Below are 20,743 nucleotides of genomic sequence, written 5' to 3'. Positions count from 1 at the left end.
TTGCCGCATTCTCGCCGACCGCGCCCCACGGCGACCAGCTGCACGGCAGCATCGCGTCCGCGCGTTGCCGCGCAGACAGCCGCGGCCGTAGCACGCCCGACTCCAGCGAAGCGCCTTGCGCCGCGTTACAACCCCGCCTGCGCTGCGGCGTCGGCCGCCTCGCTGGCCTCGCGCGCAGCCTCCAGCCGCTGCGCATGATCGCCGAGCTGGCGACGTAGGATTGCGTCGAGGGTGATCGGCCGTTCCCAGCGGTCGTAGCTGGCGACGATGGCATGCCGCAGCGCGCGCAGATGCGCGTTATCCGGTGCCACCGACAGCCGCGTGATCACACCCTCCCAGCCGTCATGATGGTCGCGCGTGTAGGCGCGCACGCTTTCGCGGCACGACAGCTGCACCGTGTGCGCCCACGCGCAGGCGAAGTAGATGTCGCCGGCATGCCAGCCATGCACCTGCAACAGCGCCTGCACATAGCCGCGCGGGGTCTCGGTATAGCGGGCAACCTCATCGATGAAACTGTCGGGATAGCGCTGCGCATAGCTGCCCATATCGGCAAGATGCTGGTCCACCCACGCATCGCCGGTGCCGGGCATCACCGCCGGCGCAGCCTCCTGCGCCGGGATGCCGGCAGCCGGCGCCGGTACGCCCTGTGCCATTGCCAGCGCCGGAGCCAGAAGGGCAGCCAGCAGTGGCAGCGATCGCAACCGAGGGGAGCGGAAGGCAGGCATGCCCCGATGATGCCGCATGCACGCGCCGGTGTCAGGCCACACGCGTGTCAGCGCAGATCGTAAAAGCCGATGGAATGCACCTCGCGGCAGCCGCTCAGGTCGCAGGAGCCCACGTAACCGGGACCGATGTAACGCTGACGCGCATCGCGGTTGTGCGGGCTGCTGTACGGGTCCGGCCCGTACAGGCCGTTGCCGTAGTAGATCTGCCCATACGGACGGTTGCGCGATGCACCAAACCGTAGCTCACGGCCATAGCCATAACCGCTATAGGCACCGCCATCGCGGGCATCGGAATATCGATCGGCCGAAAACGCGGAAGCGCGATCGCCCGCAGTCGGGCGGGACTGCAATGTCGCGATGCTCTGGCCGTGCGCATCCACATAGCCTTGCTCTCGGTCGAAGCGGACGGTGCGGAAATACACGGTCTCCCCACCCACCTTGCGCGTGCGAAGACGCACATAGTCGCCCGCATCGTCGTAGTACGGCTGCCCGTCGCGAAAGATCACCTCGCTCGGATTGATGATTTCTTCTTCCAGCTCGGCCGCCGCAAGCGGCGTGGCGCCCACAAGCAGCCCCAGCGCAACGGCCAGCACTGCATGATGGATGACGGACAACATGTTCATGGGCAATCCCTCCAAGGTCGGCCACGCACGCCTGGTGGCCGGAACGTCCTGTTGGCGGGCACTGCGATACGCCCGCATGTTGATTCATAGCATCTGCAAACCGGCGCCTCGGTCACGCCCGCCCCCTGGCTCCTGCAGCCGACGTGGAAAATCCAGCCACTACCACGGCGGTGCGACGACCTAAGGCGAGTCGATACGGAGCAGGCATCCCAAGCGGCCGCGGCCGCTCCCCATACCCGCAGACGCGTGCCGCGGTGCTCAGCTTAGCGCGTGCTGCCTGGCCAGTGCATCCAGGCCATGCACTGCCGCCGGCCAGCCGGCGGCGTCGGGCACTTCGCGCATGCGCGGTTCGTCGGCGGCCACCCCGTGCTCCTGCTCGTGCGCCCAGGTGACCGCGTACGGGGTGTAGATCCCCCAGCCACCGATGGCCAGCACCGGCTCCACGTCCGAGCGCAGGGAATTGCCGATCATCACAAAGCGCTGCGCCGGCAGGTCGAACTCGCCCAGCACGCGCGCATAGGTGTGGGGATCCTTTTCGGACACCACCTCCACGCGCGGAAACAGATCGGCCAGACCGGACTGCTCGATCTTCTGCTCCTGATGGAACAGGTCGCCCTTGGTGATCAGCACCACCGCATAGTCGGCGGCGATCGCGCTGACCGCCTCGCGCACGCCGGCAATCACCTCCACCGGGTGCTGCAGCGTGGCCCGGCCGATTTCGACGATGCGCTGGATGTCGCGTGCGTTGATGCGCGCCTGCGTCAGTTCGATCGCTGTCTCGATCATCGACAGCGTCATGCCCTTGGCGCCGTAGCCGAACACCTTGAGATTGCGCCGTTCCACCGCCAGCAGATGCTGCTGCATGCGGCTGTCGCCCAGATCCAGATACGCGGCCAGGATCGCTTCGAAATCCGCCTCGGCAGTGCGGTAATAGTCCTCGCTTTTCCAGAGGGTATCGTCGCCGTCGAAGCCGACCAGTTGGATCGCCTGGCCGTCGCGCTGTGCAAGAGAGCTCATCGCGACAGTTTAGCAGCGCACTGGAGCGCTGCTGCGATCAATCCCCTGCGGCATCGCCCGGGCCGGGCTGGTAGCTGGCAAATTCGTCGCGCGACAGGCGCCCATCGCCATTGCTGTCGAAGCCGGCGAAATTCTCGCGCAGGACGGGGTCGGCGCCTGCTTCGGCCGGGGTCAATGCACCATCGGCATCGCTGTCCAGGCTGCGGAAGGTGCGTGGCGCCAGCGTGCCGGCTTGTGGCACCAGCGCGGCCTCTGCCCCACCCTTGGCAGCCGATGGCGCGGCAGCGTCGGCCGGTAGCAAGGGCGTGGTGGCAGGCGACGGTGGGTCGATCGGCAACGGCGCCATTACCGGTGCTGTCGGTCCTGCGCTGGAAGACCCCGCACGCGGCGGGTTGGCGGGCGGCAACTCTGGCGGCGCCGCCAGGGCCCACAATGGGTTCGACAGGCCGATTAACACGGCAATGCGCGGCAGCATGGGCATGTGCCAAGGAGACGGGCCGGCGAATGTAGCGCGGCGCACGTAAAGAAAACGGGAGCGACCCTGGCAGATCGCTCCCGCGTGTCCATCCTGTTACCTGGTCATGCTGCTATTTGCTCAAGTACATGCTCAAGCCGGGCATCTGACAGCAATGCTGCGGATCGAACCGTTGTTCAAACAACTGCGACTGCGGAAGCTGCCTCCTGATATCGAAAGAACTGTCAGCAAACGAACTCACTGCGTTGCGTACTCCTCCCTCAGTTGCCCTCAGTTGCCTTGCGACCCGCTTGCCGCGGCGCCGCCCTGCTGCTTGACGACAAAGGCCTTGTATTCATCCGGGGTCAGTTTGCCGTTCTTGTCCGAATCGGCGTCATTGAAGATCTGCGCAAGCCCGGCGTTGACCTGGGCCTCTTGCGTACTGATGGCGCCGTCGCTGTCGGTGTCGACACTCGCCCAGGTCTGGCCGCCGCCGGATTGCGCAGGCTGCGCTGCAGTGGTGGCAGAACTTCCCGACTGGGCCGACGTCGCGGCGGCATCCTGCTGCGTACTCTGCGCCATGGCCGGCAGCGCCAGGGCGGCGGCAAGAGCGGCGGTGGCGGCGAGCAGCGAGGTGCGGTTGCGATTCTTCATTGGGTGGTCTCCTTGGCTTGGGAATGCGCGGTGTCGCCGCACATGGCCCCACCTTACCCAGCCCGAATGAACGTAAAACCCGCCGCAATTTCCTGCAAAACATCCTCTTAACCACCCGCCGAATGTTTGCGTCTAGCCGTCTGTTAGACATCGGTGAGCCAAACAGAAGCACCGCATTCAATGCATGGAAATATGCGAACCACGCCGCATTTCAGCGCGTGGTTTTACGTAGTCGGCGCCTCGTCGTCCCAGCTGCCGGAGCTGAACAGTTTCCAACCCACCACGACGCCCGCGATCGCCCCGGCCACTTCCAGCACCACGCGCGATCCCAATTCATTCGGATCGTGGATCCTGGCCAGTGCCAGACGCGCGTAGAGCGGCGACTCCAGCCGCACGATGCTGGTATAGACGAGATTCCAGATGTCGTAGCCGCCGCCGATGGCGACCGCGAGCAGACAGGCAATGCCCAGCGTGTGCCCGTGGCTGAAGTGCAGACGCCGGCCGAGGTGCTCGACCGCTGCGAAGACCAGCACGCCCAGCACCAACGCGATCAGGCCAGCCTCCAGTGAACCGAGCAGACCGAAGTGCAGGGGCAGATTCATCGTGACCATCCAGGCAGCAGGCGCATCAGTCTAGCGGTTGCGGTGGATGGATCCCGGCCAAAGCCGCAGGCGCGAGCGGTGATGCGAACGAGGCTGGGCCGGGTGATCCAGCTGCCCGATCCCGCGACACGCCGTGCTCACGCATCGTCCTGCCCGCGCGCACGCACCTGCGCTTCGCCTTCTTCATCCCATTGCACGCTGACCGAGATCGGCTTGCAGCACACCTGGCAATCTTCGATGTAATGCTGGTCGCCGCCGGTCAGATCCAGCGTCAGGGTGATCCACTCCCCGCAATACGGGCAGGCGATATCGACAAAGCGTTCCGGGTCGGACATGGCAATTCCTTGCAGCGGCTTGGAGTGATGGACAACAGGGATAGTGCGGTGCCGCGTCACCGCCTGCGGCGCGTCATTCAGTTGACCGGCACATCGAACGCGGTCTCCGGCATCGGCTCGGGGCGGAACGTGAAGTGCCACCACTCCATCGGATAATTGGCAAATCCCTCCGCCGCCATCGCATGCAACAACTGCTGGCGGTGGGCACGCTGTACCGGGCTGATGTCGCGCGCATCGGTATGCGCACGCGCATCGAAGAAATCGAACTCGGTGCCCATCTCCACCGGCTGGCATGGGCCGTGCCGGCAGTCCAGCAGCCCCAGGTCCAGCGTTGCGCCGCGGCTATGCCCGGAGGTCTCGGCGATGTAGTCCCCCAGCAGCGCGCGTTTGTCCACGCGCGGGTAGTGCTGCGCCTTGGTCGACTGGTCTTGCAGATCCGCAGCCCAGGCCACGAATGCCTGCACCGCCCGCACCGGCCGGTAGCAATCGAACACCTGCAGTCGATAGCCCTGGGGCTTGAGCGACCGCGCCACCCGCGCCAGGGCCTCCGCGGCCGGACGCAGCAAATAGCAGGTGGGCGCCAGATACCCCGGCACCACGCGCCCGGTGAAGTTGTTGCTGCCCGCATAACGCATGTCCACCGCGATTTCCGGCGCGAGGTCCTGCACATTGACCAGACCGGCTTGTGCGGCGGTCGTTGCTGAAGAGATGTGCACCTGGGCGGCTGTGGCAACGCACGGCACCAACGCAATCGACAGCAGGGCGCAACAGACCTTGCCCCGAAACCGAGAAGATAATGTCCGTGCCGACTTGATGTGCCTCATCGTTTCTCCTTTGCAACCATATGGAAACACTGCGCCGGAAGTATCGCGTCCGTATCGGCTCGCCAAGAAGACGCATGGCGGCTGCGACCACGATGCACCTATGAACCGTCGCTCTCAAGCCGTTCTGCCGCAGCCGGCAGGCCGGGTAGTCGCAGCGGCCCGGTCAACGCATGCAGGATGCGCGCATCCTCGGCATCCAGCGTGCGGGCGTCGCTGCTGCGGTAGTGATGATGAAACGCCTGCAGGGTGGCGGCGGGATCGTCGAGGCTGTAGCCGAGCAAGGCGAGCGCCTGCCAGGGATCGAAACCTGCCGGCGCGGCGGGGGCATCGGCGGCAGGCCAGCGGCCGAAGCCGGCGTCGGCCAGGCGCTTCCACGGAAACAGCGGGCCGGGGTCGTTCTTGCGGGTCGGGGCCACGTCTTCGTGGCCGACGACCTGGGTGCGCGGGATGCGCAGGCGGGTGCACAGGTCGTCCAGCAGCACCAGCAGGCTGTCGATCTGGGCGGGCGCGAACGGCTCGCTGCCGTCGTTGTCCAGCTCGATGCCGATCGAGGCGGAGTTGATGTCGGTGATGGTGCCCCAGCGCCCGGCACCGCCGTGCCAGGCGCGCTGGTCGTCGCTGACCAGTTGATAGCGTGTGCCATCTTCGCCAATCAGATAGTGCGCACTGACCCGACCGCCGCTATTGCGCCCGCGCAGCGTGCCCAGGCTCTGCGGCACCGACTGCTGGTCGGTGAAGTGCAGCACGATCAGGATCGGCCGCCGTGCGTCGTAATTGGGCGAAGGCACCCACCGGGCCAGCGGATTGCGCTGCGGCGTGTGCGCACACGCGCCCAATGACAGCACCACCAGACACAGCGCGGCGCGTAGCCACGACGATGGCGATGGCGTGGAAGCAGATGACATCGGATTCTCCTGGCGAAACGACAAGGGCCTGCGCTGTACCTGCGCCCCGATGGGCCGCGCATGCGAGGCGGCCATTATCTGCTGTGCGGGGCGATGGCGTGCAGCACGCGGCTGCGGCCGGTGGCAGGCAGACTGCACGTGCGCAGAGACCGACAGACCTTACGGCACCGCTGCGCCATGCGACACGCACCGGGGATACTTGCGCATGCGTACACTACAAGCCGGCGTGGTCGGCGCAGGTCCGCGCGCCTGCGGTCGTGATTCCCTGTAAAAAGCCTTGCCAGTCGCTGCACCCCTCAAGAGTCTTCTTCATGCCATTGTCGCGCTGCCTGCTGACGTTGTTGCTGCTGGTCATCGGCCTGCCCTGCGGTGCCGTTGCGGCAAACCCTGCCACCCCAACGCCGCACACCGCGCCATTTGCGGCCAGCGATGCGCAGTTGGCGGCCGACTACTGGATCCAGCGCAGTCGCAACGCGCAGACGCTGCGCATGACGGCCGCGCAGATTGCCGGCCTCAATGCACGCTTGCTGCGCGACGATGGCTCCATGCACGACCTGTCGCAGCTGGCCGAGGTACTACCCGCGGCCGAGGTGCGCGCGCGCATCGAAGCACGGTCGGCCACACCGACGCGTGCGCTCTACGACAGCGATGGGCGCAGCATCGATGCCTCGCGCCTTGCGACGCTGCGCCAGGCCCTGGCACTGGATGCACTGCCCGCACAGGTCACGCCCCGGTTTGCGCTGGTGGTGCAGCGTGCGGCACTGCGCACCTTCCCCACCGCGCAGCGCGTGTTCAGCACCACCGACGACCACGATATCGACCGCTTCCAGGAATCGGCGCTCTACCCCGGCACGCCGGTGGCGGTGCTGCATACCAGCGCCGATGGTGCATGGCACTTCGTGCTGGCGGCCAACTATGCGGCCTGGATTGCTGCCGACCGGATTGCCCTGGGCACGCGTCGCGAGGTGCTGGACTACGCACGCCGCCGCCCACGGCTGGTGGTCGCCGGCGCACGCGTGCAGAGCGCCTACACCCCGGACGTGCCGGCCGTCTCCGCACTGACGCTGGACATGGGCACCAGCGTGCCGCTGCTCGGCGACTGGCCGCCGCAACAGCCGGTCAACGGGCAGCTGCCGCAGGCTGCCTACGTCGTGCAGTTGCCGCTGCGCGGCAGCGACGGGCGTTTGCAGCTGGTGCCGGCGCTGATTCCGCGCGGCGCCGACGTGCGCCTTGGCCCGCTGCCGGCCACGCCTGCGGCATTGCTGCAGCAGGCGTTCAAGTTCCTCGGCGAACGCTATGGCTGGGGCAACGACTACGATGCGCGCGACTGCAGTGGGTTCGTGCTGGACGTGTATCGCAGCCTGGGCATCGCATTGCCACGCAATACCGGCGACCAGGCACGCAGTCCGGCACTGCTCGGCGTTCCGTTCCAGACGCAGGCGCCATTGCCGCAGCGCCTGCAGCAACTTGCACGGCTGCAGGTCGGCGATCTGATCTATATCCCCGGTCATGTGATGCTGGTGATCGGACACGAGCACGGTGCACCATGGGTGATCCATGATGTGGCCGGTGCCCATTACCGCGACGTGGCCGGCGACGTGCAGCGCGCGCGCTTGAACGGTGTGTCGGTGACCCCGCTGCTGCCCCTGCTCGCCAGCGACGGCACGCCGTTCGTCGATCACATCACCCGCATCCAACGCATCGCACCGATTGGCTCCCCATGAAGATCACCGGCTTTCGCCTCGGCATGCTGCGCGTGCCATTGAAGACCCCGTTCAAGACTGCGATACGCACCGTGCAGGCGATCGAGGACGTGGTGGTGCTGCTGCAGACCGATAGCGGCCATATCGGCTATGGCGCCGCGCCGGCCACCGCGCCGATCACCGGCGATACGCACGGCGCCATCATCGCCGCCATCAGCCATTGCATCGGCCCGGCGTTGATCGGCCAGGACGTGGCCGATCTCAACCGGCTATGCGTGCTGGTGCAACACGCGCTGGAGCGCAACACCAGCGCCAAGGCGGCGGTGGAGATCGCGCTCTACGACCTATGGGCGCAGGGCTTCGGCACCCCGCTCTACCAGGCGCTTGGCGGCGGCACGCCGCGCATCACCACCGACATCACCATCAGCGTCGATAGCATCGAGGTGATGGTGGCGCAGGCGCACTCGGCGCTCGCACGCGGCTATCGGTCGCTGAAGATCAAGGTCGGCAAGGACAGCGACTCGGACGTCGAACGGATCATGGCGATGCATGCCGCGGTCGCTGGTCGCGCATCGCTGCGCCTGGATGCCAACCAGGGCTGGACGCCCAAACAGGCGGTGCGCACCATGCGCACGCTGGAACACGCCGGCATCGTGATGGAACTGGTGGAACAGCCGGTCAGGGCCGCGGACATCGACGGGCTGGCGTTTGTCAGCGCACGGATCGACACGCCGGTGATGGCCGACGAAAGCGTGTTCTCGCCGGTCCAGGTGATCGACCTCATCCAGCGCCGCGCCGCCGATATCGTCAACATCAAGCTGATGAAGACCGGCGGGCTATCCAATGCGATCCGCATTGCCGATATCGCGGCCGTGTACGGCGTGCCGTGCATGATCGGCTGCATGATCGAATCCAGCATCAGCGTGGCCGCGGCAGTGCATCTGGCGGTGGCCAAGGCCGACAGCATCACCCTGGCAGATCTGGATGCGCCTGCACTCGGGCAGTTCGATCCCACCGAGGGCGGCGTGCATTTCGACGATGCCCGGATCCATATCGACGACTCCCCAGGCCTGGGCATCCGCCGCATCCGCGTGCTGGAGCTGTTGCCGGGCTAACGCGCCATTGGATATTTCCAAGCCGCGTCGGTCGGTCTGTCGAGCGCGCGGTGCCCTCGCCGCTCGCAGGACACGCCGTGAATCCGTCCGTGGAGGCTCGTTGGCGGCATCCAGGCCGCCACACGGCCCCGCAAACGGCCAGGGCACCGCACCAGAGAGTTCGTCGGTTGCCCTACTGAAACCATGCATACCCGCACTCTCCAATGGTCTCAGCCGCTCCAAGGCCCGCCAAGCACGCACACGAACATCGCGCACGCATGCACTACACAGCTGCGTTGCTGGGTACAGTAGCGATAAGGTGTTGGTCAGCAATGCAGTGTCGAGGCACCGCACTGTCGCCGCCAACAGCCGATCGACTCAACGCAGCTCACCCTGCCAGACCCATTCCCCCGGAGCCTGCATGCGCCTTGCCACCGTGTTTCGATCCGTTGCGCTGCTGGCGCTGGCAAGCTGCAGCAGCCTTGCCGTCGCTGCCGGCCCAATCGACGCCTTGAATCAGGCGCGCGCACTGGTCGTGGTGACCACGCCGGATTGGGACAGCACCCAGGCACGCCTGCAGACATTCGCCCGTGTAGGCGGCCACTGGCAACCGGCCGCACCGGGCTTCGCAGTCGCGCTCGGGCGGCATGGCAGTGCCTGGGGCGATGGCCTGCATCCCAAGCAGACGCAAGGCCCGCAGAAGCGCGAAGGCGACGGCCGCAGCCCGGCCGGTGTATTCGCGATCGGCCCGGCCTTCGGTTACGCCCAACAGATCGACAGCGCCATGCCGTACCAGGCGATGAGCGCCACCCACTACTGCATGGATGTGCCGAGCTCGCCGCTGTACAACCGTATCGTCGACGCCGCGCAGGTCGGGGAGGCCGCAGTGGCCGGGTCGAGCGAACGGATGCGCCTGGACCTGCAACATCCCGGCGATGCGCGCTACAGCGAGGGCTTTGTGATCGCGCACAATCCCGATGCGGTGCCCGGGCACGGCAGCTGCATCTTCGCGCATCTGTGGCGCACGCCGGGCCAGTTCACCGCCGGCTGCACTGCGATGGCGCCGGCCGATATGCAACGCCTGCTGGCCTGGTTGAAGCCCGACGACACACCACTGTTCGTGCTGTTGCCGCGTGCCGAATACGCACGCCTGCAGGCCCAGTGGCAGTTGCCCGAGTTGAAGGAGGTGGGCCGATGAGCAGCGCGGCTCCCGCACCCGACCCCACTGGCCTGGTCCGCGTGGTCAGCCGCTGGCAGATCGTCGGCTTGTCCATCAACGATGTCATCGGCAGCGGCATCTACCTGCTGCCGGCGGCCACCGCTGCGCTGCTCGGGCCGATGAGCCTGTGGGCAGTGCTGCTGGCCGGTCTGGCAGTGGCACTGCTGGTGTTGTGCTACGCGCAGGCGGCGAGCTATTTCGACACCCCGGGCGGCAGTTATCTGTACACGCGTGAGGCGTTCGGCCCGTTTGTCGGCTTTCAGATCGGCTGGATGATCTGGCTCACCCGCATCAGTTCGGCAGCGGCATTGAGCAACGGCCTGGCCGACGCGGTCGCGCGGTTCTGGCCGACCGTGGCAACCGATCACTGGGCGCGCCTGCTGGTGGTCGTCGGTTCTTTGGGTGTGCTCACCGCCATCAACGTGATCGGGGTGAAATCGGCTGCGCGTACCGGCATTGCGCTGGTGATCGGCAAGCTGGTGCCGTTGCTGCTGTTCGTGGCAATTGGCGTGTTCTACGTGGACTGGTCGTGGGCCTTTGCCGGCACCACGCCGGACCTGCGCGACCTGGGCAATCTCGGCGAAGCGGCCTTGCTGCTGCTGTTCGCCTATGCCGGCTTCGAAAACATCCCTGCGGCCGCTGGCGAATACCGCAACCCGCGTCGCGACGTGCCATTTGCGCTGATCACCATGATCGTTACCGTCACCTTGATCTATGCGGCGGTCCAGGTCGTGGCACAAGGCACGCTGCCCAATCTTGCCGCCTCGCCCACGCCCCTGGCCGATGCCGCAAGCCGTTTCGGCGGCGAAGCGCTGGCACTGATCCTCACTGTCGGTGCCACCATTTCCATCCTCGGCACCACCAGCAACACGGTCATGCTCGGGCCGCGCTTTCTGTTCGCGCTGGCGCAAGACGGCTACGGCCCGGCATTTCTGGCACGTGTGCATCCACGTTTCCACACCCCGGCAGCGGCGGTGCTGACCCAGGGCGTGCTGTCGCTGGCGCTGGCGGTGTCGGGCTCGTTCACGCAGCTGGCATTGCTGTCAATGGTCACCCGGCTGTTTGCCTATATCGGCACGGCCGCGGCAGTGATCGTGCTGGCGCGTCGCTACCGGCAACGCACCGACACCTTGCGCCTGCCCGGCGGGCCGGCCATTCCCATCGCCGCGCTGCTGCTGTCGCTGGGCCTGCTCGCCAGCGCCAGCTGGCAGAACCTGGCGGCCGCCGGTGTGGCGCTGCTGGTGGGCTGGGTGATCTACCTGTTCCCGCGCAAGCCTGCATAACCACTTTCGCAGGACGCTCGCGCAACGCTCACGTACGACTAACCGCGCGCGTCCAACGCTGCAGCCCTGACCTGCATGGGAGCTTGCAATGAAACTGCGCCGTGTCTACAGCACGCCCGATATCGAGAGTGCGCAACGCGTCATGCAGGCCGCACGCAGCGCCGGCATCGACAACGATGCGCTGTCATTGATCGCCCGTTCGGATATCGAACTCGAAGGCATTCCCGACGAGCGCAAGGATGCCAAGACGGATTTTCTCCCCGCCGCAGCGCGCGGCGCCGCGACCGGTGGCGCTGCGGGCCTGGTGGCCGGGCTGGTCGCGATCGCCGTGCCTCCGATCGGGCTCACCATTGCCGGGGCAGGTGTCATGGCGCTGGCAGGGGCTCTGGTCGGCACCTGGTCATCTGCGTTGATCGGCGCCACCGTGCCCGACCCGGTACGCCGCCAATTCGAGGACGAAATCCAGGCAGGGCGCGTGCTGGTGATCATCGATGCCGACGAGCCATCGCTGCAGCACGCAGAGGCCAGCCTGAATGCCGCCGGCGCCACGCCGCTGCCATATGAGGCCGCATCGGCTGCGACGTGATGCGTGCGCATGCACTGGCAGCCTCGCATGCGTCGCGTCCGGCATCGACGACGCGGCGCGCCACACAGCGCGGCCGGCAAGCGGTTGCCAGACGCCGACATGTCTTGATGCCCTCCTCACCCGCCCTGGCAACGGATTTAACACCCGCCCGCCTAGGTTAGGGCGCACATTCACCATGGAGACGAGCATGAACGTGCCGTATCAGATTCCAGGCCGTGCGCCGGACGAAGACCGCAGTCAGAATGTATCCAACTATTGGCGCGAACGCTTCACCGAAGAATCGTATTACACCGAAGGGGACCGCTACGAGGATTACGAGGGCGCCTACCTTGCCGGACACGAGGCGCGTATCCGCGAAAACGCGCGCGCCTATGACCAGGTGGAAGCGGAGTTGCACCGCGACTGGGAAGCCAACCGCGGCACCAATGGTCTGAGTTGGAGCAAGGCGCGTCACGCAGTCAAGCGCGCCTGGGAAAATGCGGCAGACTTCGTCGCCGGCGACAACAAGTCCAAGCCCTGAACACAACAACGCCACCGTCGAGGTGGCGTTGTTGTATCACCAGCTCGCGCAGCAGTGGCGACGGATGTGTATTCACTGTTGGCAACACGATGCATCACGCATCGTCAGCCTCACCACATCGGGCGTGTCCTTTCGCACGCGATCGCACCGGACGGGCTGCCCTAGTGCGATGCAGCTACCGAAACTCGCTTCATGGTGAAACAACGATTCGGGATAAGCGCGTTCCGCAGAGAGTGATCTACGACAAGGGCGGCCCCGACGGCGTCGTGTAAGGTGTTGAAAACCCAACGCAGGACACGTTGCGGGAGGGCTGCAACGTCACTGCGCCCATCCCCTGGAGGACCTCATGTCTGTCCGACGTCTGCTTGCCCTGGCCTGCTCGGCCAGCTTGTTCACCACCACCGCCGCATGTGCTGCGCCTGCCGTCGCGCCGGCTGCCGCCATTCCCAAGGCGCAGTGGCCGTTCCAGGCCACCACCGTTGCCGATTTTGACGAGCCCTGGGCGATGACCTTCCTGCCCGACGGCAGCCTGCTGGTCAGCGAAAAACGCGGTGCGTTGATGCGGCTTGACCTCAAGACCAAACGCAAGAGCGCCATTACCGGCATTCCGGCAGTGGCCTACGGCGGCCAGGGCGGCTTCGGCGATGTACTGGCGCATCCGCGCTTTGCCAAGAATGGCCTGGTCTATGTCAGCTACGCCGAACCCGGGCAGGGCGATACGCGCGGCGCTGCGGTGGCAAGGGCCAAGCTCACGCTGGATGGCACTGGCGGCGGCACGCTGTCGGATTTACAGGTGATCTGGCGCCAGGATCCCAAGGTCACCGGCAACGGTCACTTCGGGCATCGGCTGGCCTTCGGCCCGGATGGCAAGCTGTGGATCAGCTCCAGCGAGCGCCAGAAGTTCACCCCGGCCCAGGACATGCAAGCCAATCTCGGCAAGCTGATCCGTCTCAATGATGACGGCAGCGTGCCGGCCGACAACCCGTTCGCTGCACAGGGCGGCGTTGCCGCGCAGGTGTGGTCGCTGGGTCACCGCAATATTCTCGGCCTGGCCTTCGACGGCAAGGGGCGCCTGTGGGAACACGAAATGGGTCCGCTTGGCGGCGATGAGCTGAACCTGATCCAGCGCGGCGCCAACTACGGTTACCCGGTCGTCTCCAACGGAGACAACTACGACGGCACCCCGATCCCGGACCACAATACCCGCCCGGAATTTGCCGCGCCCAAGATCAGCTGGACTCCGGTGATCTCGCCGGCCGGCTTTGTGATCTACAGCGGCAAGCAGTTTCCTGCATGGCGCGGCAACGGCTTCATCGGCGGCTTGTCGTCGATGGCGCTGGTGCAGGTGTCCCTTGGCGATCAGCCGCGTGAGCTGGCCCGCTACGACATGGGCGCGCGCATTCGTGAAGTGGAACAGGGTCCGGACGGCGCGCTGTGGTTGCTGGAAGACGAAGCCAGCGGCAGCACCGGGCGCCTGCTCAAGCTGACGCCCAAGAGCAAGGCGGCGGTCGAGAACGACGCGTAATTGCGCGGAAATGCGTCCAGGGGATCGTGCCACCGCCACACGTCAACCGCGTGCTGGCGGTGGCCACGATTTTCGCGGCCGGCCACGTTCGAGCCGGTACGGTGCATGTCGCGGCGCACGCAGAATCCACGCACCCGTGGCAACACCGATCGGTCACGCGCCTGCGTCACCCGTGACCCGATGACGGTGCGCCCTTCGGCCACGTCCGTCATCGTTTATCTGGTGCAATAGCCGCACGCGCTGCTTACTACGCAAGCGCGCGCACCACGCCCGGGTGTGCTCAGGCGTCCAGCAACTCGAACGTCACTGCCTCGCCACTCTTGGCCGATGCGCACACCCATACATCGAACACCCCCGGCTCGGCACCAAACACGTTCCTGTGATTGGTGAAGGCCAGCGCGTCGCGCGCCAGGGTGAAGGTCACGTCCGCGCTTTCGCCAGGCTGCAACAACACCTTGCGGAAGCCCTTGAGTTCGCGCACCGGGCGCACCCGGCTGGCCACCCGATCGTGCACATACAGCTGCACCACTTCCTCGCCGGCCACGCGGCCGGTGTTGGTGACGCGCGTGGTGATGGTCAGCGTCTGGTCCCAGCCAAGCTGCGCGCTGCTCAATTGCGGCTGCGCATAGGCAAAGGTGGTGTAACTCAGGCCATGGCCAAACGGATACAGCGGCTCGTTGGGCATCTCGCGCCAGCGCGCCTTGTACTCGGACAGCGTCGGCAGTTCCGGGCGACCGGTGCGCAGATGGTTGTAGAAATACGGCTGTTGCCCGGTCACCTGCGGAAAGCTGATCGGCAGACGCGCGGACGGGTTGTAGTCGCCGAACAACACATCGGCCACGCCGGTACCGGTCTGCGTGCCCAGGTACCAGGTCACTGCAATCGCATCGGCATCGCGCACTGCACCGCTCAGGGCCAGCGCGCGGCCATTGCGCAGCAACACCACCATCGGCGTGCCGGTGGCGGCGATGGCTTCGGCCAATGCCTGCTGCGCCGGCGGCAACACGATCTCGGTGCGCGACTGCGCCTCGCCACTGAACCGCTGCGGCTCGCCCAGCGCCAGCACCACCACGTCGGCGGCCTGCGCCGCATCGATGGCGGCGGAAATACCACCCGGCAGCGCCTCTTCCAGGCCGCAGCCCGGCACCACCGTCAAATGCTCGCTGCCGACCACCGCACGCACGCCCTGCTCCAGGGTCACATAGCGGTCCTTGTCGCCGAACAGCGTCCAGCAACCCTCGATGTTCTCGCGGTCCTGCACGAACGGCCCGATCAGCGCGATGCGCTGGCCGCTTTTCTTCAGCGGCAACAGGTCGCCGTCGTTCTTCAGCAACACGATCGAACGCCGCGCCGCATCGCGCGACAGCGCATCGTGCGCGGGCAGATGCGTGGTATCGGCTTCGCGTGCCGGATCCAGCGAGCGGTACGGGTTGTCGAACAGCCCGATCGCTTCCTTCAGCTGCAGCATGCGGCGGACGCTGGCATCCAGCGTGGCCATCGGCACCTCGCCACTTTCCACCAGCGACGGCAGGTGCGCGGCATAGAAACCGCTCTGCATGCTCAGATCCAGGCCGGCCAGGAACGCCTTCTTGGTCGCATCGCGCTCATCGGCCGCATAGCCGTGCGCAATCAGTTCCATGTCGGCGGTGTAATCGGAAATCACCACGCCGGGGAACTGCCATTCACCGCGCAGGATCTCGGTCAGCAATTCGTGGTTGGCGCTGGCCGGCACGCCGTTGATGTCGTTGAACGAGGACATCACGGTCAATGCGCCGGCATCGAAGGCGGACTTGAACGGCGGCAGGTGCACATCGCGCAGGGTCTGCGGCGCGATGTCCACGGTGTTGTATTCCATGCCCGCCGCCACCGCACCGTAGGCGGCGAAGTGCTTGGGCGTGGCCAGCAGGCAGTCGTCGGCCTTCAGATCGCCACCCTGGAAGCCGCGCACGCGGGCGGCGGCAAACGCCGCGCCCAGCACCACGTCTTCGCCGGCGCCTTCCGCGCCACGGCCCCAGCGCTGGTCGCGCGCGATGTCCACGGCCGGTGCGTAGGTCCAGTGCAGGCCGGCGGCGGTCGCTTCGATCGCGGTGGCGCGCGCGGTGCGCTCGGCCAGTTCGGGTTCGAAGCTGGCCGCTTCGCCCAGCGGAATCGGGAACACCGTGCGCATGCCGTGGATCACATCCGCCGCCAGGATCACCGGGATGCCCAGGCGGCTTTCTTCCACCGCCACCTTCTGGATCTGTGCGCCCAGCGCAGCGCCGACGCCGTTGAACAGCGAGCCGACCCGACCCGCGCGCACCTGCTGCAGCACCTCGTCGGCGTTGAGCACGTTGGCTTCGGGATTCACGTCCGGTGCGAACGGCCGCACCATGTCGGCGAACACACCCAACTGTCCGACCTTCTCTTCGACGGTCATCTGGGCAATCAGGGTTTCGATACGATCAGCAGCCATGAGATCCTTGAGAAAACGTTTACATGGCCGTCAATTCTAGCCTGACGCGACCGCGAGGGGGCAAGTGTCGGGATTTGGAATGCGGGATCCGGGATTTGCAGGGGCCGGTTGAACCACGCGTTGGCGCGGTGGATCGGTCGCGTGGTCGTGGACCGCTGGTCCGGTGCCGGGTGGATCTCCGGGGCTCGGCATGGCCCGAAGGCGCCGCCCGATGCAGCACTCGGTGGCCGTCAGCGGGCCCGCTCGCGCTCGATGATCACCCCCACCGCCTGCGCGCCGCGCACCGCACCGGGCTTGCTCAGCTTCAACCGCAGCCAGTGCACGCCGAATTCGTCCAGCACGATCGCCGCGCAGCGCTCGGCCAGGGTCTCGACCAGCCCGAAGTCCGATGCCTGCACGAATTCGATCAGCCGCTTGCTCACCGCCTTGTAGTTCAAGGTATCGGCGATATCGTCGCTGGCGGCCGGAATGCGGTTGTCGAAGCCCATTTCCAGATCGAAACGCAGCGTCTGGCGGATGCGCCGCTCCCAGTCGTAGATGCCGATCAGCGCATCGATTTCCAGGCCTTCGATAAAAACTTTGTCCATAGGTGGGGAATCGGGAATCGGGAATCGGGAATGGGGATTAGGGAATGGTGAGAAGCACAAGCAACAACAAGGCAGCGCGAACGGAATCGAAATAGCGCTCTTACTATTCCCGATTCCCGATTCCCGATTCCCCCGCCGCCAGCGGCGGCAAGCCAGCCATATCCCAACGCGGCGTCACATGCACCGCCGCGTCGGCGCGCTCGCCGGCCTCCAGCCGCAGCGCGCCGGCGAAGGCGATCATCGCGCCGTTATCGGTGCACAGGGCCGGCCGCGGGAAGCACACCCGGCCGCCGCGCCGCTGCGCCGCGTCCTGCAGGCGTGCGCGCAGGCGCTTGTTGGCGCCGACGCCGCCGGCCACCACCAGGGTGTTGCAATCGGCCGCATCCAGCGCGCGCAGGCATTTGATCGCCAGCGTCTCCACCACCGCATCCTCGAACCCGCGTGCGATATCCGCCCGCGTGGTGTCGGACTGGTCGCTGCCGCGCCAGGCCAGCAGCACCTGGGTCTTGAGCCCGCTGAAACTGAAATCCAGCCCGGGCCGGTCGGTCATCGGCCGGGCGAATTTGTAGCGCCCCGGGGTGCCGGTTTCGGCCAGGGCGGCCAGCTGCGGGCCACCCGGATACGGCAGGCCCATCATCTTGGCAGTCTTGTCGAACGCCTCGCCGGCCGCATCGTCCAGCGTCTCGCCAAGCACGGCGTACTCGCCCAGCGCCTTCACCGACACCAGCTGGGTGTGGCCGCCGGAGACCAGCAGCGCCACGAACGGCGGCTGCGGCGGGTCGTCTTCCATCAATGGCGCCAGCAGATGGCCTTCCATGTGATGCACGCCGATCGCCGGCACATCCAGCGCCCAGGCCAGCGATCGCGCCACGCCCGCACCGACAAGGAGTGCGCCGACCAGGCCCGGGCCGGCGGTATAGGCCACCCCATCGAGTTCGTCGATCCCCAGTCCGGCCTCGTCCAGGGTCTGGCGGATCAGCGGCAGCAGCTTGCGCACATGGTCGCGGCTGGCCAGCTCCGGCACCACCCCGCCGTATTCGGCATGCAGCGCGATCTGGCTGTAGACCGCGTGGGCGCGCAGCGCCGGCACCCCGGACAGCGCGGTGTCGTAGACCGCCACACCGGTCTCATCGCATGATGATTCGATCCCAAGAACTTTCACGGCAACTCGGCAGGCAGGCACATGTGGCCTATTTTCGCAGCTTTTGCCCTGCGCAGATCGGCCATGGGCGATCTGCTGCGCAGCCGGGCGATCGCCACCGATCCCGCGCCAGCGCAGGGTTTAGCAGGCCTGCACGCGCACATGCTGCCGGGGGCTTGCAGGCCGCCTGCAAGTCGTTATAATGCGCGGCTCGCCGGGGCAACCCGGAAATTCCGTCACGCGAGTCCGCTCGCACCCGCCCGGGGCTCCCGGACGGAAATCCCATTATCTGGAGAACCCATGCCCAGCGTTAAAGTCCGCGAGAACGAGCCCTTCGAATTTGCGCTCCGCCGTTTCAAGCGCACCTGCGAAAAGGCCGGCGTGCTGGCCGAAACCCGCAAGCGCGAGTTCTATGAAAAGCCGACCCAGGAGCGCAAGCGCAAGGCTGCCGCTGCTGTGAAGCGTCAGTTGCGTCGTTCCTCGCGCGACGTCACCAAGCGCCAGCGCTTGTACTGATCGAACGCGGTTCCCTGCCGAGGGGCATGCGCTGAAGGCGCGGCCCACCGGGTGGAACCCAAGAGCCGGCACGCGCAAGCGTCGCCGGCTTTTTGTATTGGTCCTATGCCAGGCGAGCGCTTCGCAGCTGTCAAGGCGACCGGCAGTGCCCGCGGTCGTCCGCGCCGCTCAGGCCCCACTTCCTGCCGATGCACTGCGCCCGTCATGGCGCATCGGCACATCTGTCACACGCCCTCCCAGGAGTTACACCATGCCCCTCAAGCAACAGCTCACCGATGACATGAAAGCCGCCATGAAGTCCGGCGACAAGCACAGCCTGGGCGTGATCCGGCTGATCAATGCCGCGATCAAGCAGAAGGAAGTGGATGAGCGCATCGAGATGGACGATGCCGCCGTGATCGCGGTGCTCGACAAGATGGTCAAGCAGCGCAAGGACTCGGTCACCCAGTACGAAGCCGCCGCACGCGAAGACCTGGCGCAGATCGAGCGCGAGGAGATCGCGGTGATCGAGCGCTACCTGCCGGCCAAGATGGGCGAAGCCGAGATCGTCGCTGCCATCCAGGCAGCCATCGCGCAGACCGGTGCCAGCAGCCCGGCCGATATCGGCAAGTTGATGGGCGCGCTCAAGCCCAAGCTGGCCGGTCAGGCCGACATGGGCCTGGTCTCCACGCTGGTCAAGCAGCATCTGGCAGGCTGAGTCTTCGCCTGCGCAGCGCCCTGTGCCCGATGGCCAGGGCACCGCAACCAGCCGCCTGCGTGCGGCTGGCTGCAGCGCAGTTTCAACGGCAGCACACGCGCAACATCCAGCGCCCGCTTTCACCAGATCTTTGAACGGCCCCTGTTAGAACACCTTCGCCAGCACAGGTCCGGGTGAAGCATTCCGCATGCCGGCTTCGCCTCACGACGCCTGCGCACATAACGGTATGCCCAAGGATTCCCCCGCCGGTGACGAAGCTCTCAACCGAACACCTGCAAAAGCACCTGAGCCGCCTGCAGCGCAGCCTGCCGATGGCACTGCTCAATCGCTTTCTCGAGATCGACGTGATGACGCAGGCCGCGTCGCTGTCGTTCTACGCCTTGCTGTCGCTGGCACCGCTGCTGGTGCTGCTGCTGTGGCTGACCGCCTCGCTGTATCCGCCTGCACAGGAAGCGCTGGTGCAGCAGATCGCGCAACTGGCTGGCGGCAGCGCGGCGGAGGTGGCCGATACGGTGATCCGCAACGCCACCGATCAACCCGGCGTGGGTTCGCTGGCCGGACTGTGGAGCACGCTGCTGCTGTTCATCGGTGCCACTGCGGTGTTCGCGCAGTTGCAGAACGCGCTGAACCTGATCTTCCGCACCGACAAGCAGCGCCTGGAAGGGCTGATGGCGTGGCTGAAGAAGCGCGTGTTCTCCTTCGGCGTGATCCTGGCACTGGGCTTTTTGTTGATCGTGTCGATGATTGCCACCACCGCGTTGCAGGTGGTGTTCGCACGCTTGCCGTCGGTGCTGCCGGCGATCGGCTACATCACCACCCTGGCGCTGTATTCGCTCGCCTTCGCCTTCCTGTATCGCTATCTGCCCGACCGCACCGTCAACTGGCGGCAGGCCTTTGTCGGCGGTGTGATCACCGCGCTGCTGTTTGCCTTGGGTCGCTACGGCATCGGCCTGTACATCGCCAGGGCCGCCCCTGGCAGCGCATACGGATCGATGGGCACCCTGGTGATCCTGCTGGTGTGGATGTACTACGCCTCGGTGGTGTTCTTTGTCGGCGCCCTGCTGACCGCGGTGATCGACGAGCGCGTGCGCTCGCATCGCAAGCTGCGCGAGGCCGGCGTGGATACGGACAACCTGCCGCCGGTCGCTGCCGACCCAGGCGCCACGCCGCAGCCGCCGGCTGCCCCGACGCGCAGTTGATGGCGCCTGCAAAGCCTGCTGCCGCGTATACGCAGGCAGCAGGCTCCGCTTCGCTGAGGCCCGTCGCTCACTGACACCGGCG

22 protein-coding genes are annotated in these 20,743 nt (G+C 66.3%); 10 read left to right on the top strand and 12 right to left on the bottom strand.

The window, feature by feature from the left end; genetic code table 11:
* Positions 1-125: 125 nt before the first annotated feature.
* The 9 genes from CPBF1521_RS17465 to CPBF1521_RS17425 form a co-directional block, all read right to left on the bottom strand.
* Positions 126-743, bottom strand: coding sequence for a hypothetical protein (locus CPBF1521_RS17465; RefSeq protein WP_104584108.1), 618 nt, complete (start codon positions 741-743; stop codon positions 126-128).
* Between the two features lie 29 nt (positions 744-772).
* Positions 773-1,348: a hypothetical protein gene (locus CPBF1521_RS17460; RefSeq protein WP_104584109.1), complete on the bottom strand. Its 576-nt coding sequence runs from the start codon at positions 1,346-1,348 to the stop codon at positions 773-775.
* Positions 1,349-1,606: 258 nt separating this feature from the next.
* Positions 1,607-2,365, bottom strand: a complete 759-nt coding sequence (locus tag CPBF1521_RS17455) for an HAD family hydrolase (RefSeq protein WP_115677786.1) — start codon at positions 2,363-2,365, stop codon at positions 1,607-1,609.
* A 37-nt stretch (positions 2,366-2,402) separates the two neighbouring features.
* Positions 2,403-2,810, bottom strand: a complete 408-nt coding sequence (locus CPBF1521_RS17450) for an EF-hand domain-containing protein (protein ID WP_181116620.1) — start codon at positions 2,808-2,810, stop codon at positions 2,403-2,405.
* 300 nt (positions 2,811-3,110) lie between these two features.
* Positions 3,111-3,473 (bottom strand): EF-hand domain-containing protein, encoded by a 363-nt coding sequence (locus tag CPBF1521_RS17445; RefSeq protein ID WP_104584111.1) that lies wholly within the window; start codon positions 3,471-3,473, stop codon positions 3,111-3,113.
* Between the two features lie 224 nt (positions 3,474-3,697).
* The gene (locus CPBF1521_RS17440; RefSeq protein WP_104584112.1) at positions 3,698-4,075 is read right to left on the bottom strand and encodes a hypothetical protein; all 378 of its coding nucleotides are present in this window, start codon (positions 4,073-4,075) and stop codon (positions 3,698-3,700) included.
* A gap of 137 nt (positions 4,076-4,212) precedes the next feature.
* Positions 4,213-4,410 (bottom strand): CPXCG motif-containing cysteine-rich protein, encoded by a 198-nt coding sequence (locus CPBF1521_RS17435; RefSeq protein WP_104584113.1) that lies wholly within the window; start codon positions 4,408-4,410, stop codon positions 4,213-4,215.
* A 77-nt stretch (positions 4,411-4,487) separates the two neighbouring features.
* The gene (locus CPBF1521_RS17430) at positions 4,488-5,234 is read right to left on the bottom strand and encodes a M15 family metallopeptidase (protein ID WP_181901281.1); all 747 of its coding nucleotides are present in this window, start codon (positions 5,232-5,234) and stop codon (positions 4,488-4,490) included.
* Between the two features lie 98 nt (positions 5,235-5,332).
* On the bottom strand, positions 5,333-6,139 hold the full coding sequence (locus CPBF1521_RS17425; RefSeq protein WP_115677951.1) for an N-acetylmuramoyl-L-alanine amidase: 807 nt from the start codon (positions 6,137-6,139) through the stop codon (positions 5,333-5,335).
* Between the two features lie 311 nt (positions 6,140-6,450).
* Here CPBF1521_RS17425 and CPBF1521_RS17420 point away from each other — a divergent pair, with 311 nt between their 5' ends.
* The 7 genes from CPBF1521_RS17420 to CPBF1521_RS17385 all read left to right on the top strand — a co-directional run bounded on the left by CPBF1521_RS17420 (position 6,451) and on the right by CPBF1521_RS17385 (position 14,069).
* A complete protein-coding gene (locus CPBF1521_RS17420; RefSeq protein WP_115677785.1) occupies positions 6,451-7,863 on the top strand; it encodes an SH3 domain-containing protein in 1,413 nt (470 codons plus the stop codon).
* Complete coding sequence (locus CPBF1521_RS17415) at positions 7,860-8,957, top strand: dipeptide epimerase (protein ID WP_115677784.1); 1,098 nt, start codon at positions 7,860-7,862, stop codon at positions 8,955-8,957. The genes CPBF1521_RS17420 and CPBF1521_RS17415 overlap by 4 nt, the downstream gene beginning before the upstream one ends.
* Before the next feature lie 400 nt (positions 8,958-9,357).
* Positions 9,358-10,134 carry a L,D-transpeptidase family protein gene (locus CPBF1521_RS17405; protein WP_115677783.1) on the top strand — a complete coding sequence of 259 codons (777 nt, stop codon included), beginning with the start codon at positions 9,358-9,360 and terminating at the stop codon, positions 10,132-10,134.
* Positions 10,131-11,438: an APC family permease gene (locus CPBF1521_RS17400; protein WP_104650020.1), complete on the top strand. Its 1,308-nt coding sequence runs from the start codon at positions 10,131-10,133 to the stop codon at positions 11,436-11,438. The genes CPBF1521_RS17405 and CPBF1521_RS17400 overlap by 4 nt, the downstream gene beginning before the upstream one ends.
* An 88-nt stretch (positions 11,439-11,526) precedes the next feature.
* Positions 11,527-12,024 carry a hypothetical protein gene (locus tag CPBF1521_RS17395; protein WP_104584121.1) on the top strand — a complete coding sequence of 166 codons (498 nt, stop codon included), beginning with the start codon at positions 11,527-11,529 and terminating at the stop codon, positions 12,022-12,024.
* Positions 12,025-12,211: 187 nt separating this feature from the next.
* Entirely contained in the window at positions 12,212-12,544 is a 333-nt protein-coding gene (locus tag CPBF1521_RS17390; protein ID WP_115677782.1) for a hypothetical protein, read from the top strand.
* Positions 12,545-12,890: 346 nt separating this feature from the next.
* The gene (locus tag CPBF1521_RS17385; RefSeq protein WP_115677781.1) at positions 12,891-14,069 is read left to right on the top strand and encodes a PQQ-dependent sugar dehydrogenase; all 1,179 of its coding nucleotides are present in this window, start codon (positions 12,891-12,893) and stop codon (positions 14,067-14,069) included.
* A gap of 280 nt (positions 14,070-14,349) precedes the next feature.
* On the opposite strand, the gene CPBF1521_RS17380 is transcribed toward CPBF1521_RS17385, so the two are convergent.
* The 3 genes from CPBF1521_RS17380 to tsaD form a co-directional block, all read right to left on the bottom strand.
* A complete protein-coding gene (locus CPBF1521_RS17380) occupies positions 14,350-16,521 on the bottom strand; it encodes a glycoside hydrolase family 3 N-terminal domain-containing protein (RefSeq protein ID WP_115677780.1) in 2,172 nt (723 codons plus the stop codon).
* Between the two features lie 230 nt (positions 16,522-16,751).
* Positions 16,752-17,108, bottom strand: coding sequence for a dihydroneopterin aldolase (folB, locus tag CPBF1521_RS17375; RefSeq protein WP_024938857.1), 357 nt, complete (start codon positions 17,106-17,108; stop codon positions 16,752-16,754).
* A gap of 103 nt (positions 17,109-17,211) precedes the next feature.
* A complete protein-coding gene (gene tsaD, locus CPBF1521_RS17370; protein WP_115677779.1) occupies positions 17,212-18,270 on the bottom strand; it encodes a tRNA (adenosine(37)-N6)-threonylcarbamoyltransferase complex transferase subunit TsaD in 1,059 nt (352 codons plus the stop codon).
* Positions 18,271-18,549: 279 nt separating this feature from the next.
* Between tsaD and rpsU the strand changes: the two genes are divergently transcribed.
* From rpsU to CPBF1521_RS17355, 3 genes are all read left to right on the top strand, one after another.
* Positions 18,550-18,765, top strand: a complete 216-nt coding sequence (gene rpsU / locus CPBF1521_RS17365) for a 30S ribosomal protein S21 (protein ID WP_002808376.1) — start codon at positions 18,550-18,552, stop codon at positions 18,763-18,765.
* A 250-nt stretch (positions 18,766-19,015) separates the two neighbouring features.
* Positions 19,016-19,462: a GatB/YqeY domain-containing protein gene (locus CPBF1521_RS17360; protein WP_115677778.1), complete on the top strand. Its 447-nt coding sequence runs from the start codon at positions 19,016-19,018 to the stop codon at positions 19,460-19,462.
* A gap of 248 nt (positions 19,463-19,710) precedes the next feature.
* The gene (locus tag CPBF1521_RS17355) at positions 19,711-20,661 is read left to right on the top strand and encodes a YihY/virulence factor BrkB family protein (protein ID WP_104584127.1); all 951 of its coding nucleotides are present in this window, start codon (positions 19,711-19,713) and stop codon (positions 20,659-20,661) included.
* Positions 20,662-20,743 lie beyond the last annotated feature (82 nt).

Source organism: Xanthomonas euroxanthea (assembly GCF_900476395.1).
Taxonomy (GTDB): Bacteria; Pseudomonadota; Gammaproteobacteria; order Xanthomonadales; family Xanthomonadaceae; genus Xanthomonas; species Xanthomonas euroxanthea.
This window is presented reverse-complemented; position numbering and strand designations above follow the sequence as displayed.